Origin of the sequence: Pseudomonas sp. NPDC086581 (assembly GCF_044746165.1) — a bacterium.
Lineage (GTDB): Bacteria > Pseudomonadota > Gammaproteobacteria > Pseudomonadales > Pseudomonadaceae > Pseudomonas.
The window spans coordinates 1-15,304 of record NZ_JBIVBR010000020.1; the positions used below are offsets into that span (position 1 = coordinate 1).

General features: G+C 66.1%; 12 protein-coding genes. 3 read left to right on the plus strand and 9 right to left on the minus strand.

The features are described 5' to 3' along the window. Nucleotides 1–116: 116 nt before the first annotated feature. The 8 genes from yegQ to glyA form a co-directional block, all read right to left on the minus strand. Entirely contained in the window at nucleotides 117–1,517 is a 1,401-nt protein-coding gene (gene yegQ, locus ACIPK7_RS27965; protein ID WP_401091530.1) for a tRNA 5-hydroxyuridine modification protein YegQ, read from the minus strand. A 431-nt stretch (nucleotides 1,518–1,948) separates the two neighbouring features. Continuing rightward, nucleotides 1,949–3,148 (minus strand): formaldehyde dehydrogenase, glutathione-independent, encoded by a 1,200-nt coding sequence (gene fdhA / locus ACIPK7_RS27970; protein ID WP_192435456.1) that lies wholly within the window; start codon nucleotides 3,146–3,148, stop codon nucleotides 1,949–1,951. Nucleotides 3,149–3,468: 320 nt separating this feature from the next. After that, a complete protein-coding gene (locus tag ACIPK7_RS27975; RefSeq protein ID WP_081519116.1) occupies nucleotides 3,469–4,326 on the minus strand; it encodes a formyltetrahydrofolate deformylase in 858 nt (285 codons plus the stop codon). 95 nt (nucleotides 4,327–4,421) lie between these two features. Further along, nucleotides 4,422–5,057 (minus strand): sarcosine oxidase subunit gamma, encoded by a 636-nt coding sequence (locus ACIPK7_RS27980; RefSeq protein WP_192435455.1) that lies wholly within the window; start codon nucleotides 5,055–5,057, stop codon nucleotides 4,422–4,424. A 172-nt stretch (nucleotides 5,058–5,229) separates the two neighbouring features. Continuing rightward, a complete protein-coding gene (locus tag ACIPK7_RS27985; RefSeq protein WP_401091533.1) occupies nucleotides 5,230–8,250 on the minus strand; it encodes a sarcosine oxidase subunit alpha in 3,021 nt (1,006 codons plus the stop codon). Then, nucleotides 8,250–8,576 carry a sarcosine oxidase subunit delta gene (locus tag ACIPK7_RS27990; RefSeq protein WP_138213629.1) on the minus strand — a complete coding sequence of 109 codons (327 nt, stop codon included), beginning with the start codon at nucleotides 8,574–8,576 and terminating at the stop codon, nucleotides 8,250–8,252. The genes ACIPK7_RS27985 and ACIPK7_RS27990 overlap by 1 nt, the downstream gene beginning before the upstream one ends. A gap of 13 nt (nucleotides 8,577–8,589) precedes the next feature. Beyond that, a complete protein-coding gene (locus ACIPK7_RS27995; protein WP_401091535.1) occupies nucleotides 8,590–9,840 on the minus strand; it encodes a sarcosine oxidase subunit beta in 1,251 nt (416 codons plus the stop codon). Between the two features lie 114 nt (nucleotides 9,841–9,954). Then, nucleotides 9,955–11,208 carry a serine hydroxymethyltransferase gene (gene glyA / locus ACIPK7_RS28000; protein ID WP_184595105.1) on the minus strand — a complete coding sequence of 418 codons (1,254 nt, stop codon included), beginning with the start codon at nucleotides 11,206–11,208 and terminating at the stop codon, nucleotides 9,955–9,957. Between the two features lie 237 nt (nucleotides 11,209–11,445). On the opposite strand from glyA, the gene ACIPK7_RS28005 reads away from it, so the two are divergent. The 3 genes from ACIPK7_RS28005 (at nucleotide 11,446) to ACIPK7_RS28015 (ending at nucleotide 13,868) form a co-directional block, all read left to right on the plus strand. Further along, entirely contained in the window at nucleotides 11,446–11,973 is a 528-nt protein-coding gene (locus ACIPK7_RS28005) for a hypothetical protein (protein WP_401091537.1), read from the plus strand. A 64-nt stretch (nucleotides 11,974–12,037) separates the two neighbouring features. Then, nucleotides 12,038–12,718: a hypothetical protein gene (locus ACIPK7_RS28010; protein WP_401091539.1), complete on the plus strand. Its 681-nt coding sequence runs from the start codon at nucleotides 12,038–12,040 to the stop codon at nucleotides 12,716–12,718. Nucleotides 12,719–12,824: 106 nt separating this feature from the next. Then, entirely contained in the window at nucleotides 12,825–13,868 is a 1,044-nt protein-coding gene (locus ACIPK7_RS28015) for a low specificity L-threonine aldolase (protein WP_401091541.1), read from the plus strand. Nucleotides 13,869–14,097: 229 nt separating this feature from the next. Here the strand turns inward: ACIPK7_RS28015 and ACIPK7_RS28020 are convergent, their stop codons facing one another. Further along, nucleotides 14,098–14,415: a heavy metal-binding domain-containing protein gene (locus ACIPK7_RS28020; protein WP_138523208.1), complete on the minus strand. Its 318-nt coding sequence runs from the start codon at nucleotides 14,413–14,415 to the stop codon at nucleotides 14,098–14,100. Between the last annotated feature and the right edge of the window lie 889 nt (nucleotides 14,416–15,304).

Here is a 15,304-nt window from a genome sequence, read left to right on the forward strand (position 1 = left end):
GTGCGACCAACACCGCGGACCTGCAGCTTGCCTCCCGTCGCTCTCACCTTCGAGCTTATCGAGCTTTGCAGACACAAGCGGACTCCGTCCGCGATAGCTTTCCGTCGGAGGCGGACTCAGCCGCCACACCCGCACTTTCCGCAATCGCTCCCGCAACCGCCGGCTGCCGCCGGTTCCCGGGCATCGCGGGTCGAGCCGCCCTTCAGGTTGCGCATCAGCAGCGCGTATTGCAGGTCCAGCTCCTCGGGCACCGGGAGGTAGACCACATGCCCGTCGCCGGGCGCAACGCTGATGGACTCGCCGCGGTTGCTCTCCAGCGCATCCAGGCGGAAGGTGCGGTTGCCCGCCGGGGTCATCAGCTCAACGCTGTCGCCCATCTCGAAGCGGTTCTTCACTCGCACCTCGGCGAGGCCGTTACGCCGTTCGCCGGTGAACTCTCCAACGAATTGCTGGCGCTCGGACAGCGAGTGGCCGTACTGGTAGTTCTGGTATTCGTCGTGCACGTGGCGGCGCAGGAAGCCCTCGGTGTAGCCGCGGTGGGCGAGGGACTCCAGGGTGTCCATCAGGCCGAGGTCGAAGGCGCGCCCGGCGACGGCGTCGTCGATGGCCTTGCGGTAGGCCTGGGCGGTACGGGCGACATAGTAGTGGGACTTTGTCCGACCCTCGATCTTCAGCGAATGCACGCCCATCTGCGTCAAACGTTGTACGTGCTGGATGGCTCGCAGGTCCTTGGAGTTCATGATGTAGGTGCCGTGCTCGTCTTCGTAGGCCTCCATCAGCTCGCCGGGGCGGTTGCCTTCTTCGAGCAGGACGATTTCCTTCGTCGGCGCGCCGATGCCCAGGGTCGGTTGGACGTCGCGCACCGCGTGGCCCAGCTCGTCCTCATGGGCGGCGTGGGTCTGGTATTCCCAGCGACAGGCGTTGGTGCAGGTCCCCTGGTTAGGGTCGCGGCGGTTGATATAGCCCGACAGCAGGCAGCGCCCGGAGTAGGCCATGCACAGCGCGCCATGGACGAAGACTTCCAGTTCCATGTCCGGCACGCGCTCGCGAATCTCGCCGATTTCCTCCAGCGACAGCTCGCGGGACAGGATCACCCGCTTGAGCCCCTGCTGGCGCCAGAACTCCACGCTGGCCCAGTTCACCGCATTGGCCTGCACCGAGAGGTGGATATCAACCTCGGGGAAATGCTGGCGAACCAGCATGATCAGGCCGGGATCGGACATGATCAGCGCATCCGGGCCGAGGGCGATCACCGACTCGACATCCTGCAGGAAGGTCTTCAGCTTGGCGTTGTGCGGGGCGATATTGACCACCACGTATAGGCGCTTGCCCTGAGCGTGGGCCTCGTGGATGCCGGTGGCGAGGTTGGCGTGGTCGAATTCGTTGTTGCGCACCCGCAGGCTATAGCGTGGTTGGCCGGCGTAGACGGCATCGGCGCCATAGGCAAAGGCGTGGCGCAGGCTCTTCAGCGAGCCGGCGGGGCAGAGCAGTTCGGGGGAAAACGGCGTGGGGAGCATGGCGGCGCAGCGGGTAGTGGGAAAAAGGCCGCCACTCTAGGAAATCCGGGGCTTGCGCGTGCTGAGCGAAGTCAACGGATGCGCTATCCGTTTCCCGCGACGTTTGCCGTCCTGCTCTTCATAAGGTGAGCCCGCTGTGATACCCATTCCTCGAATGGCGTTCCCGGGAAACTCGATATAGCAGCAAGTGCCTTCTCCTGATCGTTCGTGCCTTGGATTTCCCCCCTCACTTCGGAGCGGAGCGCGCAGCCAGGGCGGGGAAGAGCGCCGCCCCCGCGCAGAACTTCACCGGGGAGCGCGCCATGCCCGTGATCGCACGCATGGCGCGCTCCTCCAGGTCCATGCCGCGCGGGCAGAAAAAAAGGGAGCCTTGCGGCTCCCCTGGAGAGACGGCCGCGGAAGTGGAGCCGCGGCCGGGGGCGGGTGCGCCGTCAGGCGGCGCGGAACAGGTTGTGCGGGTCGATGACGAATTTCTTCGGAACGCCGGCGTCGAACTCGCCATAGCCTTTGGGCGCTTGGTCCAGGGTTATGACTTCCACCCCGACGACGTCGGCGATCTTGATGCGGTCCCACATGATTGCCTGCATCAGTTGGCGGTTGTACTTCATCACCGGGGTCTGGCCGGTGTGGAAGCTGTGCGACTTGGCCCAGCCCAGGCCGAAGCGGATGCTCAGCGAGCCCTGCTTGGCGGCCGCGTCCACCGCGCCCGGGTCCTCGGTGACGTAGAGGCCAGGAATGCCGATCTTGCCGGCCACCCGCACCACCCCCATCAGCGAGTTCAGCACGGTGGCCGGAGCCTCGTGCTGCGAGCCCGAATGACCGTGACCGCGGGCCTCGAAGCCGACCGCGTCGACCGCGCAGTCCACTTCCGGCTCGCCCAGCAGATCGGCGATCTGCTCGTGCAGCGGGGTGTCCTTGGACAGGTCGGCGATCTCGAAGCCCTGGGCCTTGGCGTGGGCCAGGCGGGTCGGGTTGACGTCACCGACGATCACCACGGCGGCGCCCAGCAGGCGGGCCGAAGCGGCGGCGGCGAGGCCGACCGGACCTGCACCGGCGATGTAGACGGTGCTGCCCGGACCGACGCCGGCAGTCACCGCGCCGTGGTAACCGGTGGGGAGAATGTCGGAGAGGCAGGTCAGGTCGCGGATCTTCTCCATCGCCGCGTCGCGGTTGGGCAGGCGCAGCAGGTTGAAGTCAGCGTACGGGACCATCACGTACTCGGCCTGGCCGCCGACCCAGCCGCCCATGTCGACGTAGCCGTAGGCGCCGCCGGCGCGAGCCGGGTTGACCGTCAGGCAGACGCCGGTGTGCTGCTCCTTGCAGGTGCGGCAGTGGCCACAGGCGACGTTGAACGGCACCGAGACCAGGTCGCCGATCTTCATGGTTTCCACGCCACGGCCGATCTCCACCACTTCGCCGGTGATCTCGTGGCCCAGCACCAGGCCTTCGGGCGCTGTGGTACGACCACGGACCATGTGCTGGTCGGAGCCGCAGATGTTGGTGGAAACGACGCGCAGGATCACCCCGTGGTCGATCTGCTTGCCTTGCGGGTCCTGCATTTTCGGATAGGGGATGTTCTGTACTTCGACCTTGCCCGGGCCGAGATAAACCACACCACGATTGCCAGACATACGCATTCCTCATTGTGTTTGTGGGTACAAAGGCGGGCCTTGCGGCTCGCGGTTCTGCACTGGGATGTCGTGTGTTGCGCGACAGGGCCGGGAATTGGCAGCCGGCGGTCTGTCGGTGTTGCTCGGTGCTTGGGAGCGGGCTCAGGACCCTCTCCCCAACCCTCTCCCTGAGGCGAGAGGGGGTTGTTCGGTACATCAGCTGGGCACCGGTTTCACCGGCCGCTCCAGACATGTAGGGCGGATGAGCTCCATCCATCCGCCGTTGGGGTGTCATGGCGGATAACGCCCGTGGCGTTATGCGCCCTACCGGGTCGGTGTCGTTACAGCACCACCGTCCGGTTGGCGTTCAGGAACACACGTTTCTCGATGTGGTAACCGACGGCCTTGGCCAGGGTCAGGCACTCCACGTCGCGGCCCTTGGCGATCAGGTCCTCGGGGTAGTGGGAGTGGTCCACGGGCTCGACGCCCTGGGCGATGATCGGGCCCTCGTCGAGGTCGTTGTTGATGTAGTGGGCGGTGGCGCCGACCAGCTTCACGCCCTTCTGGTAGGCCTGGTGATAGGGCTTGGCGCCCTTGAAACCGGGCAGCAGCGAGTGGTGGATGTTGATCGCCCAGCCGTCCAGACGGCGGCACAGCTCGGGGGACAGCACCTGCATGTAGCGGGCGAGAATCACCAGCTCGGCGCCGGTCTCCTCGATCACCTGCCAGACCTTCGCCTCCTGCGCGCCCTTGTCGTTGGGGTCGAGGGCGAAGTGGTGGTAGGGGATGCCGTGCCAGCGCGCCAGCGGTTCCAGGTCCGGGTGGTTGGAGACCACCGCCACCACGTCCATCGGCAGCTGGCCGATGCGCTGGCGGTAGAGCAGGTCGTTCAGGCAGTGGTCGGCCTTGGATACCATGATCACCACCTTGCTGCGGTAGCCCGGCGGGGTCAGTTCGACATTCATCTGGAAGGGCGAGACGCGGTCGGCGAGGCCGGCGCGGAAGGCGGCTTCGTCGAAGCCGTCGCCGGCGCGGAATTCGATGCGGATGAAGAAGCGCTGCGCCAGGCGGTCGTCGAAGGAGTGGTGCTCGGTGACGTAGCAGCTCTGTTCGAACAGGTAGCGCGTGACCACGTCCACCGTGCCCAGCAGGCTCGGGCTGTCGGCGGTGAGGATCCAGGTTTCGGGGGTGCGGCTCATGGTCAGGCTCCGAAGTTTTCCTCTCGCTGGAGAGGTTGGAGTGGGGCTTCCCTCACCCCGGCCCTCTCCCGGAGGGAGAGGGGGAAGCGCATTTCTTACGCCGCTACCTGCAGGCCGTACTCCGCACAGGCGTCCTGCAGCCACAGCCAGAAGTAGTCGGAGAAGCTGCGGCGCACCACCAGCTCCCAGGTGTGCTCGCCGGTATGGCGGATCACCAGCTGGGACTTGGCGAAATTGGTGCCCACCGCCTTGCCCACCGGGAAGTTGCTCGGGTGCACGTCGTACCCGGTGGACTTCATCAGCACTTCGCGGACCTTGGCACCTTCGAGCTCCAGCAGAGTCTGCCCGCCGCTGACGTTGATCACCGAGTAGTGCAGCTCTTCGCCCAGCGCCTCGCGCAGGCGCTGTTCAACGGCGAACTCCTCGCCGCCGGGGACAATCAGCAGCCACTCGTCCGGGCCGAGCCACTGCAGCGAGGTCTCGCCCTTGGCCACCAGGCCCAGGGCCACCGGCAGCTCCAGGCCCAGGGCCTTGTGCACGCCGCCGGCGAATGCCGGGTCGTGGGCGTCGCCACGCAGGGTCAGGTGGCCGAGGAATTTCTTCTCGCGCAGGGTCACGCCGGCGTTGGCCACCTTGCGTGCGGCGAGCTTGTCCAGCTCGGCGTGGTGCAGGGGCGATTCGGCCTGGATGCCGTCTGCGGGGCGCTGTTCGTAGAGATTGGCTTTGCTCATGTTCTGTTCACCTTGGGGGCGCTTATCGCCTGTTTCCCCTCACCCCAGCCCTCTCCCGGAGGGAGAGGGGCCCGAGCTGAGTGTGCTGTGAGTGTCGTGCTCGCCGGCGGCTCCGAACTGTCCCCTCTCCCTCTGGGAGAGGGTTAGGGTGAGGGCAGCCGGCGGCTCCGAATCAATCCACGTTCTGCCGTTCCCCTTTCGGGTCGTAGAACACCGAGCTGCAGATTTCCGCTTCGATCACGCGACCATCCGGCAGCGGGGCGTAGACCTTCTCGCCCAGGCGCTTGATGCCGCCCTTCACCACCGCCAGGGCAAAGCTGTAGCCCAGGCTGCTGCTCATGTAGCTGGAGGTGACGTGGCCGACCATGGTCGCGGGGATGCTGTGCTGCGGGGTGAACAGCAGTTGCGCGCCCTCGGGCAGCAGGTCCATCGGATTGGTGGGCTTGAGGCCAACCAGCTGCTTGCGGTCTTCGCGCTGGCAGTCGGCGCGGTTCATGCCGCGCCAGCCGATCCAGGAGAACGGCTTGGTGCGACCCACCGCCCAGCCCATGTTCAGGTCGTCCGGGGTGACCGAGGCGTCGGTGTCCTGGCCGACGATAATGAAGCCCTTCTCGGCGCGCAGGACGTGCATGGTCTCGGTGCCGTACGGCGTCAGGTTGTACTTGGCGCCGGCGGCGACGATGGCCTCCAGCACACCCATGGCGTAGTTGGCCTGGATGTTCACCTCGTACGACAGCTCGCCGGTGAAGGAGATGCGGAACACCCGCGCCGGTACGCCGGCGACCTTGCCTTCCTTCCAGGTCATGAAGGGGAAGGCGTCCTTGTCCAGGTCGATGTCGGTGACCTCGGCCAGCAGCTTGCGGCTGTTGGGGCCGGACAGGGTGAGGGTGGCCCAGTGGTCGGTGACCGAGGTGAAGTACACCTTCAGCTCCGGCCATTCGGTCTGGTGGTACAGCTCCAGCCACTCCATGACGCGCGCGGCGCCGCCGGTGGTGGTGGTCATGACGAAGTGGTTGTCGGCCAGGCAGGCGGTCACGCCATCGTCGAAGACCATGCCGTCTTCCTTGCACATCAGGCCGTAGCGGGCCTTGCCCACGTCCAGCTTGGTCCAGGCGTTGGTGTAGACGCGGTTGAGAAACTCGCGGGCGTCCGGGCCCTGGATGTCGATCTTGCCCAGGGTCGAGGCGTCCAGCAGGCCGACCGACTCACGCACGGCGCGGCACTCGCGGGCCACGGCGGCGTGCATGTCTTCGCCACGCTTGGGGAAGTACCAGGGGCGCTTCCACTGGCCGACGTCCTCGAACTCGGCGCCGTTCTTCACGTGCCAGGCGTGCAGGGCGGTGAAGCGCACGGGCTCGAACAGGTGGCCGCAGTGACGGCCGGCGACGGCGCCGAAGGTCACCGGGGTGTAGTTCGGGCGGAACATGGTGGTGCCGGTGTCGGCGATGCTCTTGCCCTGGGCGCGGGCGGCGATGGCCAGGCCGTTGATGTTGCCCAGCTTGCCCTGGTCGGTGCCGAAGCCCAGCGCGGTGTAGCGCTTGACGTGCTCGATGGACTCGAAGCCCTCGCGGCAGGCCAGTTCGATGGCGGCGGCGGTGACGTCGTTCTGGGTGTCGACGAACTGCTTGGGCGCGCGCGCCGTGGTTTTCTCGTGGGGCACCTGGAACAGCGCGAGGGTGGCGTCCTCGGCGCGCTCGGCAACTACCGGCAGCTCGCCTTCGACGGCCTTGAATCCGCCGTCGATAGCTGCCTGGCTGCCGGCCTGGTAGCCGTCGGCCAGGGCATCGGCGAGGCGGAACACGCCGTTCACCGCACCGGCGCAGATGCGCTTCTGGAAGGCCAGGCCGGGAACGAAGGCGAGGATGTCCTCGCGCCATTCCGGCTTGCCGCCCAGGTGCGAAGCCAGGTGCACCACCGGGCTGTAGCCGCCGGAGCTGGCGACCAGGTCGCAGTCCAGCCACTCACCGGGCGCATTGACCTTGTGGCGGAAGGTGTCGATGGAGGCGACCTTCGCACCGGTCACGCGCTTGCTGCCGCGTGCCTCGATCACTGCGCTGCCGGTGATGACGCGCATACCGCGCTTGCGCGCTTCCTCGACCCACTCGCCGCGCGGATTGGGGCGGGCGTCGGCGATGGCGACCACCTGCAGACCGGCTTCCTGCCAGTCCAGGGCGACGCGGTAGGCGTAGTCATTGTTGGTGGACAGCACCAGTTTCTTGCCCGGTGCCACGCCGTAGCGGCGTACATAGGTGGAGACGGCGCCGGCGAGCATGTTGCCCGGCACGTCGTTGTTGCCGTAGACCAGCGGGCGCTCGTGGGCGCCGGCGGCGAGCACCACGCGGTTGGCGCGGACCCGGTGTACGCGCATGCGCACCTGGCCCAGCGGAGCGGTTTCGCCGATATGGTCAGTGCGGCGCTCGTGAATGGTGAGGAAGTTGTGGTCGTGGTAGCCGTTGACCGTGGAGCGCGGCAGCAGGATCACGTCCGGGTTGCCTTCCAGCTCGGCGATGGCCTTGGCCACCCACTCCTCGGCCGGCTTGCCGTCGAGGGTCTCGCGGGTTTCGAGCAGGCTGCCGCCGAACTCTTCCTGTTCATCGGCGAGGATCACCCGCGCACCGCTGCGCGAGGCGGCCAGGGCGGCCGCGAGGCCGGCGGGGCCGGCGCCGACGATCAGCACGTCGGCGTGGTGGTTCATCCAGTCGTAGCTGTCCGGGTCCACTTCGGTGGGCGCACGGCCCAGGCCTGCGGCCTTGCGGATGTACTTCTCGTAGGTCAGCCACATGGACTGCGGGTACATGAAGGTCTTGTAGTAGAAGCCGGGCGGCATCAGTTTGCCGCCGACCTTGCCGAAGATCCCCATGAGGTCGTTCTGCACGTTCGGCCAGCCGTTGGTGGCGGTCGCCACCAGGCCGCTGTACAGGGCCTGCTGGGTGGCGCGCACGTTGGGCACCTGGGTGGATTCGCGCGAGCCGATCTGCAGGATGGCGTTGGGCTCTTCGGCGCCGGCGGCGACGATGCCGCGCGGGCGCGAGTACTTGAAGCTGCGGCCGAGGATGTCGACGCCGTTGGCCAGCAGCGCGGCGGCCAGGGTGTCACCGGCGAAACCCTGGTAGCTCTGGCCGTTGAAGCTGAAGGTGAGCGGCTTGTTGCGGTCGATGCGACCGCCACGGGACAGGCGATTGATCTGGCTCATTAGGCCTTCTCCACGGCGGGCTGTACGGCGGATTTCTTCTCGGATTCGGCGGTGATGCTCGGTTTTTCGCCGATCTTGTAGGTTTCCAGGATTTCGTAGGTCACGGTGTGGCGGGTGACGTTGAAGTACTGGCGGCAGCCGGCGGCGTGCACCCACAGCTCGTGGTGGATGCCGCGCGGGTTATCGCGGAAGAACATGTACTCGCCCCACTCGGCGTCGGTGCAGGCGGACGGGTCGAGGGGGCGCGGGATGTGCGCCTGGCCCTTGGCGTGGAATTCCTCTTCGGAACGCAGCTCGCCGCAATGGGGGCAGAAGATATTCAGCATGATGTGTGCCCTCTTAGTGCGCGACGGCAGCAGCGCCGTGTTCGTCGATCAGCGCGCCGGTGTGGAAGCGTTCGATGGAGAAGGGCGCGGCCAGCGGATGCGGCTCGCCCTTGGCGAGAGTGGCGGCGAAAACGTTGCCCGAGCCGGGAGTAGCCTTGAAGCCGCCGGTGCCCCAGCCGCAGTTGAAGAACAGGTTCTTCACCGGGGTCTTGCCGATGATCGGGCAGGCGTCCGGGGTGGTGTCGACGATGCCGCCCCACTGGCGGTTCATGCGCACGCGCGAGAGCACTGGGAACATCTCGACGATGGCTTGCAGGGTGTGCTCGATCACCGGGTAGGAACCGCGCTGGCCGTAGCCGTTGTAGCCGTCGATGCCGGCGCCGATGACCAGGTCGCCCTTGTCCGACTGGCTGATGTAGCCGTGCACGGCGTTGGACATGATCACGCTGTCGATGATGGGTTTCAGCGGCTCGGAAACCAGCGCCTGCAGCGGGTGTGATTCGATCGGCAGGCGGAAGCCGGCGAGCTTGGCCATGTGCCCGGAGTTGCCGGCGGTGACCACGCCGACGCGCTTGGCGCCGATGAAGCCGCGGTTGGTTTCGACGCCGATGACCACGCCGTCCTGCTTGCGGAAGCCGATCACTTCGGTCTGCTGGATCAGGTCCACGCCCAGGGCGTCGGCGGCGCGGGCGAAGCCCCAGGCCACGGCATCGTGACGGGCCACGCCACCACGACGCTGGACGGTGGAACCCATGACCGGGTAGCGGGCGCTTTTGGTGCAGTTCAGGTAGGGAATCTCTTCGGCCACCTGCTGGGCGTTGAGCAGTTCACCGTCCACGCCGTTGAGGCGGTTGGCGCTGACGCGGCGTTCGCCGTCGCGCATGTCCTGCAGGGTGTGGCAGAGGTTGTAGACCCCACGCTGGGAGAACATGACGTTGTAGTTGAGGTCCTGGGACAGGCCCTCCCACAGCTTCATGGCGTGTTCGTAGAGCAGCGCCGACTCGTCCCACAGGTAGTTGGAGCGCACGATGGTGGTGTTGCGCGCGGTGTTGCCGCCGCCCAGCCAGCCCTTCTCGACCACCGCGACATTGGTAATGCCGTGCTCCTTGGCCAGGTAGTAGGCCGTGGCCAGGCCGTGCCCGCCGCCGCCGACGATGATTACGTCGTAGACCTGCTTGGGCGTGGGCGTGCGCCACATGCGCTGCCAGTTCTCGTGGTGGCTCAGGGAATGCTTGAACAGGCCGAAGCCGGAGTAGCGTTGCATGGGGTGCTCCTGATTGTTCTTGTCGCCGTGGCTGCTCTTTGCAGGAGCGAGCTTGCTCGCGAATGAGTTGTCGGGATCGCGAGCAAGCTCGCTCCTACAGACGGCTGAAATTTCTCAACGGTAGACCGGGAAGTCCGCACACAGGCCGGCGACCTGGGTGGCCACCTTGGCCTCCACGTCAGCGTCGCCCAGGTGGTCGAGCACGTCGCTGATCCAGCCGGCCAGCTCGCGGCACTGTTCTTCCTTCAGCCCGCGGGTGGTGACGGCCGGGGTGCCGATGCGGATGCCGGAGGTGACGAACGGGCTCTGCGGGTCGTTCGGCACGGCATTCTTGTTCACCGTGATACCGACGCGGCCGAGGGCGGCGTCGGCTTCCTTGCCGGTCAGGCCCTGCTTCACCAGGCTGATCAGCATCAGGTGGTTGTCAGTGCCGCCGGAAACCACGTCGTAGCCGCGCTCGATGAACACCTTGGCCATGGCCTGGGCGTTCCTGATCACCTGGGCCTGGTAGTCCTTGAAGCCGGGCTCCAGCGCTTCCTTGAAGCACACCGCCTTGGCGGCGATCACGTGCATCAGCGGGCCGCCCTGGGCGCCGGGGAAGACGGCCGAGTTGAGCTTCTTCTCGATCTCTTCGTTGGATTTCGCCAGGATCAGGCCGCCGCGCGGGCCGCGCAGGGTCTTGTGGGTGGTGGTGGTGACCACGTCGGCGTAGGGCAGCGGGTTCGGGTACAGGCCAGCGGCAACCAGGCCGGCGACGTGGGCCATGTCGACGAACAGCAGCGCTCCGACCTTGTCGGCGATGGCGCGGAAGCGCGGGAAGTCGAGGGTCTTGGAGTAGGCGGAGAAGCCGGCGACGATCATCTTCGGCTTGTGTTCCACGGCCAGGCGCTCGACCTCGTCGTAGTCGATCAGCCCGGTGTCGGTGTTCAGGCCATACTGCACGGCGTTGTACAGCTTGCCCGAGGACGACACCTTGGCGCCGTGGGTCAGGTGGCCGCCGTGGGCCAGGCTCATGCCCAGGATGGTGTCGCCGGCATTGATCAGCGCCAGGTACACCGCGGAGTTGGCCGAGGAGCCTGAGTGCGGCTGGACGTTGGCGTAGTCGGCGCCGAACAGCTGCTTGGCGCGATCGATGGCCAGCTGCTCGACTTTATCCACATGCTCGCAGCCACCGTAGTATCGCTTGCCCGGATAGCCTTCGGCGTACTTGTTGGTCAGCCCGCTGCCCTGAGCCTGCATGACGCGCTTGCTGGTGTAGTTCTCCGAAGCGATCAGCTCGAGGTGGTCCTCCTGGCGCGCTTCCTCGGCATCCATCGCCGCGAGCAGTTCGTCGTCATAGCCCTGGATCTGGTCTTGCTTGCTGAACATCGCTGTCTCCCTGCGGCGCGGTGGAGCGCCATGGCTGGTGCGGGGCGAACTCACCCCCTTGGAAGCGATGGTATGACTGGCCCAGTCGGACCAGATGCCTGCGCACGCCGCGGGTAGGTGCGTTTGCGACATGCCGCGATGGGCGTGAAAGCGACCGGGTGCGTGGAATTGCACGCAACGGCTGGTCAGAATGCGACATGCCCGCGCCAGGACGGCGCGGCCTGCGGAGCTCTGCCAATGAAGCGCTTCTGTCTATTGGGTTCGCTGGGCCTTGCCCTGCTGCTGCAGACGCTGTCGGCCTCGGGCATGTCGCGTCTGTTCGACGGCGACGCGCGGGTCTGGGTGCAGGGGCGGACGCTGTGCTTTGGCGGCGCGGCGTTCAAGTCGCCCGGCCTGTTCTTCAACCGCACGCTGCAGGTGGATGCGCGGCAGGTGGCGGTGTACTCCATCGAAGTCGCGCGCGAGCCCTACGAGCCGTTCTGGGCGTCGGCCAGCATCGAACCCACCCAGGGCGTGTCGCTACGCAGCGACACCTGCTTCGCCTACGGCCAGGCGATTCCCGGTTTCCGCGAGAAAACCCCCGCGCGGCCTCTGCAGCCTGGTCTGTACAACGTCACCCTCGGCGGGCACGACAGTGCCGGGGACGGCCAGCGGGCGACCTTCATGAAGACCTTCTGCCTGGAAGCGCGCGGCGCCGGAGTGGCGGTGATCGATGCCGGCTACGACGACAGGCAGGGGCGCTGGGTCTGCAAACCTTCGCAATGAAGCTACCGATAGGAACCATCCGGCCAAGGGACTAAACTGCGCCTCTTCGAAATGCGAGGACGCCATGAACCGTTCCCTGACTCTGCTTTCCGCCCTGCTGCTCACCGCGACGCTGCAGGGCTGTGGTGACGACAGCAAACCCGCCAAGGCCGAAGCGCCCGAAGCCGCCAGCGCTGCCGCCGAGGCCACTCCGGCCGGCGACAGCTGCACCGGCCATGTGCTGGAGAAGGCGCTGCCGCCGACCAAGGCCGTCTACGGCTATCCCTACCTGTCCCGCGAGTGCGGCTACGACGACGCCACCATCGTCTACGGCAAGGCCGACGGCAGCCAGCGCCTGGTCGTGACCCTCACCGACACCGGTCTGCCGGCGCCGGGCGCCGACCAGCAGGGCGAGGCCGCCAAGCAGTACCTGGCCGCCCAGGCCAAGCTGCGCGATACCACCGCCAAGAACGTCTCGCTGCTCAACCAGGCCCGTCAGGCCGCGCTGCAGAACGGCACCGCCGCGCAGTTCGGCGGCGAGCAGTACCTGCCGGTGATCGAAAGCACCCGCATGGGCGACCCACTGGCGATCAGCGTGCCGGGCCCGGACGACAAGGCCGGCGAGTCCAGCCTGACCGGCCTGATCAAGGGCCGCTACGTGCTCAACATGATCTCGCCGGACAAGCCCAACGGCGGCACTGCCCAGTCCCTGCGCGAGCTGTTCGTGCCGATCTCCGAGCAGATGGCTCTGACCAAGCTACCCTGATCCCTCCCGCGGCCTCCCGTCAGCGGGAGGCCTGCGCCCTCCGGCGGCGGGCGACTATCCGTTGCTACGCTGCTGCCTGACGCACAACGTTTTCCGAGGCCGCACCATGACCGACAACACCCAACAGTTCGCCAGCGACAACTATTCCGGTATCTGCCCCGAGGCCTGGACGGCCATGGCCGAGGCCAACCGCGGCCACGAGCGCGCTTACGGCGACGATCAGTGGACCGCCCGCGCCTCCGACTACTTCCGCGAGCTGTTCGAGACCGACTGCGAAGTCTTCTTCGCCTTCAACGGCACCGCAGCCAACTCCCTGGCCCTGGCGGCGCTGTGCCAGAGCTACCACAGCGTGATCTGCGCCGAGACCGCCCACGTCGAGACCGACGAGTGTGGCGCGCCGGAGTTCTTCTCCAACGGCTCCAAGCTGCTGCTGGCGCGCACCGATGCCCAGGGCAAGCTGACCCCCGAGGCGATCCGCGAGATCGCCCTCAAGCGCCAGGACATCCACTACCCGAAGGCCCGCGTGGTCACCATCACCCAGGCCACCGAGGTCGGTACCGTCTACCGTCCGGACGAGTTGCAGGCGCTCAGTGCCACCTGCCGCGAACTGGGCCTGCACCTGCACATGGACGGCGCGCGCTTCTCCAACGCCTGCGCCTTCCTGGGTGCGAGCCCGGCCGAGCTGACCTGGAAGGCAGGCGTCGAAGTGCTCTGCTTCGGCGGCACCAAGAACGGCATGGCGGTGGGCGAGGCCATCCTGTTCTTCAACCGTGAACTGGCCGAAGGCTTCGACTACCGCTGCAAGCAGGCCGGCCAACTCGCCTCGAAGATGCGCTTCCTCGCCGCGCCCTGGGTCGGCGTGTTGCAGGACGATGCCTGGATGCATTACGCCAGCCACGCCAACCGCTGTGCACAACTGCTGGCCGAGCGCGTCGCCGACGTGCCGGGCGTTCAGCTGATGTTCCCGGTGGAGGCCAACGGCGTGTTCCTGCAGATGTCCGAGCCCGCGCTGGAAGCCCTGCGCCAGCTGGGCTGGCGCTTCTACACCTTCATTGGTGCCGGCGGCGCGCGCTTCATGTGCTCGTGGGACACCGAGATCGCCCGCGTCGAGGAACTGGCGGCCGACATTCGGCGGGTGATGGGCGCGTAAGTTGTCCCCAGGGGCTGGGGACGGTTGCTCGTGCAACCTGTCCCCAACCTGTGGATGAATGCTTGCAGGCCATGGGCGGCGTGGCTTGCAGGTTGCTGATCAAAACTTGATCACAGTGGCCCTGGTGTAGGAGCGAGCTTGCTCGCGAACATCCGTCCCTTCGCTTCACACCTTGGGGGCAGGCGGAATTCGGTTCGCGAGCAAGCTCGCTCCTACAGGCTCAGCACCGCTAGATGCGCACCGCCGTCCCGCTGACGCTGACCATCAGCATGCTGCCGTTCTGGCCCACCACTTCGTAATCCAGGTCGATGCCGACCACGGCGTTGGCGCCCAGCTCCTCGGCGCGCTCCTGTAATTCCTCGAAGGCAATCTCCCGCGCCCTGCCCAGTTCCTTCTCGTACGCACCGGAACGCCCGCCAATGATGTCGCGCAGGCCGGCGAACAGGTCGCGGAACACGTTCGCGCCGAGGATTGCCTCGCCGACCACGATGCCGCGGTATTCCTGGATGGTCTTGCCCTCGATGGTGGGCGTAGTGGTCAGGATCATGGGACTGGCTCCTCTGCTGGGGAAATCCAGCATAGCCCCGCACCCCGCTGAAGGCCGCGCCGGCTGTGTTTCAGCGTTTGGCGAAAATCCGGGGGCAACCTTGTGATAAAGCTGTGGACAACCTGGTGGAAAATGCCTGCGGCGTGACACTGCCGTGAACTGCGCCATTTCATCGCTAATTCTCATGGAAGTCCCGCTATTCCTGGCTCTCAGGGGTGATGAAAGGGGTTGTGAAGATCTCCACAGCCGCTGTGGAGGCAAGCTTGTCCAACCTGTGGAAAAACTGTTGGGAGGTGCCTGCGAAGCTGATGGTGCGTGGCTTGCGGAAAGCTGGCTATTTTCTGATCATGCTTGCCTTTTCAATCACTTGCGAGCCTGTGTATCGATTGCGGCGATTTTTCTGTGCACGATCCTTCCACCGCTATCCCCGGTTTATGTTGACCCTCCTGTGCGCCTCCTGTGGAAAACATCGCCAACCGCATGTCCTGCGAGGCTTCCAGGGGGTTGTTCAAAGAGTGATCAGCGCAGCAGGCAAGCGACTGATCCACTGCTACTTTTCCCCAGCCGCGCGGGCTGCACGAAACTTTCCACAATGCCTGTGGGGCGAATCCCGCAGAAGGTGTGGACAACCTGTACCCAGATCGCTGGAGGCCACGTGGGGCGCGCCCCAGTCGTTGCAGTACGTTTTTTGATCAAATGGCGAAAGTCGCGCCATGACTGGCTTTCAGCGGATTCTGTGCTGGGTTTTCCACATCGGCTGTGCAGCGTTCTGCCAGGAACTTGTGGGTGGGTTGTGGATGGATCGCTGCATGCCGCAGTACCACTGGCTCGCGCGTGGCTGATCAATATTTGTCCAGAGGCACAGGGGCTGCTGCCTATACTTCAATCA